We start from the raw sequence: 1,668 nt of genomic DNA, 5'->3' as shown, positions 1-1,668 counted from the left end.
GGATGCTTGCCGAAGAAAAGGTGAAACCCGACGTCGTGTTCTTCGACATGCCGGGAACCCTGAAAAGCAACGGCGTGGTCAAGACCCTCTCGCAGATGGACTACATCTTCGCGCCCATGAGTGCCGACCGTTTTGTCGTGGAAAGCACCCTGCAATTCGCCGTGATGTTCCGCGACAACCTCATGACGACGGGACAGGCGAAAACAAAAGGGCTGTACCTCTTCTGGACGATGGTGGACGGCAGGGAGAAGAACGGGCTTTACGACCTGTATGGGGATGTGATAGCCGAGATGGGGCTGCCGGTGCTGTCCACCCGCCTGCCCGACAGCAAGAAGTTCCGGCGCGACCTCTCGGAAGAGCGCAAGAGCGTGTTCCGCTCTACCATCTTCCCGATGGATGCGTCCCTGCTGAAAGGGAGCGGCATCCGTGAGTTCTCGGAAGAGATAAGCCGTATCATCAGACCTCAATAATCATGGGCAGCAGGAAAGTGAACACCGAAGGCATTGACGAGGAACTGTTGATAGCCTCCATCGGCAGACGCAGGCAGGACGGGACCCTGTACCACGCGCAGGAGCCGCCCGCACCTGCTCCCGAAGAAGAAAGCGTCCCTGAAACGGAACCGCCGCCCGTGCAATACACGGCAAAGGAAAAACCGCAGAGGGACACCGTCCGCCGCAAACGGCAGGAGGACGACTATTCCGGGCTGTTCCTCCGCCGCAACGAGATAAAGACGCGCCAGTGCGTCTATATCAGCCGCGACGTCCACAGCAAGATTCTCAAAATCGTGAACGACATCGCCGGGCGTGAAATCTCGGTAGGCGGCTACGTGGACACCGTGCTGCGCCAACATCTGGAACAGCACAAGGAGAAAATAAACGAACTGTACAAGAAACAACGTGAAGACTTGATTTGAATATGGAAAAGAACCAGAAAAACAGAAGTCCGCAGCATGACGGCGGCGGTATGCTTGCCCAAGTGCAGGCGAGTGTGGAAATCCTGTCCCCCGTGCCGTTATGCGGCAAATGCGGTGAGAAGGACTATGAACGGCTGTTCATCCGTGAAGCCGAAGTGAAGGCACGCGAGGGAAAGATGGCGTATGTGCGCCCGGAGTACCACGACCGCATCATGCGCATCACCCGTGTGATCGGGCATGACCGGCTGTCGCTGTCCGCCTACATCGACCATGTGCTTACGCACCACTTCAACCAGTGCGAGGAGGCGATAAAAAGCCTTTACGCCCGGAATTACGACGCAGTATTTTAACCCTCAAAAAAGAGAACGTGCATGAGTGAAACAATAAGCATGACTGATATTCTGCTGACCGTATCGGTCGGCTGCAACCTGTGGTTCCTGTTCCTGCTCCTTTATGACAGGATCATGGAAACCAGACTTGTCCGCTTCCTCAGAAGCATAGCCGGAGTCGTTGGGCGGCACGGCGGCAAAGCCCGAAGCGGTAAGGGAAATACCGCCCGCAGACACCCCGGACATCATCGGCAAGAGCCGTTTCAGGATGGCATCGACCCGGACAACCGCTGCCATACCGACGCAAGAAGCCGCCACTTCGGAAAAAGGCATTGAGCTGACGGAGGAAGAGGCTACTTTTGACGACGGAAACACGGAAACCGTGTCCCGTCCCGCCCAAATCCCGGAGGATAAACTCGACGAAAC

At 56.5% G+C, this 1,668-nt stretch carries 3 protein-coding genes and 1 pseudogene; all 4 read left to right on the top strand.

The features are described 5' to 3' along the window. The coding region (locus tag AB5935_RS25400) for a ParA family protein (RefSeq protein WP_368327803.1) at window positions 1–470 on the top strand (470 nt) is incomplete at its 5' end. A gap of 2 nt (window positions 471–472) precedes the next feature. Continuing rightward, window positions 473–913, top strand: coding sequence for a DUF3408 domain-containing protein (locus tag AB5935_RS25395; protein ID WP_005944168.1), 441 nt, complete (start codon window positions 473–475; stop codon window positions 911–913). Between the two features lie 2 nt (window positions 914–915). Next, window positions 916–1,263: a DUF3408 domain-containing protein gene (locus tag AB5935_RS25390; protein ID WP_005944164.1), complete on the top strand. Its 348-nt coding sequence runs from the start codon at window positions 916–918 to the stop codon at window positions 1,261–1,263. A 21-nt stretch (window positions 1,264–1,284) separates the two neighbouring features. Next, window positions 1,285–1,668, top strand: a pseudogene (locus AB5935_RS25385) (conjugal transfer protein TraD); the annotation flags it as partial.

This window comes from Phocaeicola sp. RTP21198st1_B8_RTP21198_201120 (assembly GCF_040929485.1).
Lineage (GTDB): Bacteria > Bacteroidota > Bacteroidia > Bacteroidales > Bacteroidaceae > Phocaeicola > Phocaeicola dorei.
The sequence above is the reverse complement of the archived record's forward strand: the minus strand, read 5'-3'. Positions and strand labels throughout refer to the sequence as shown.

Bases quoted from the DNA above. Each gene is read 5' to 3' on its own strand.
- AB5935_RS25395 (WP_005944168.1), top strand. From the start codon at position 473: ATGGGCAGCAGGAAAGTGAACACCGAAGGCATTGACGAGGAACTGTTG.
- AB5935_RS25390 (WP_005944164.1), top strand. From the start codon at position 916: ATGGAAAAGAACCAGAAAAACAGAAGTCCGCAGCATGACGGCGGCGGT.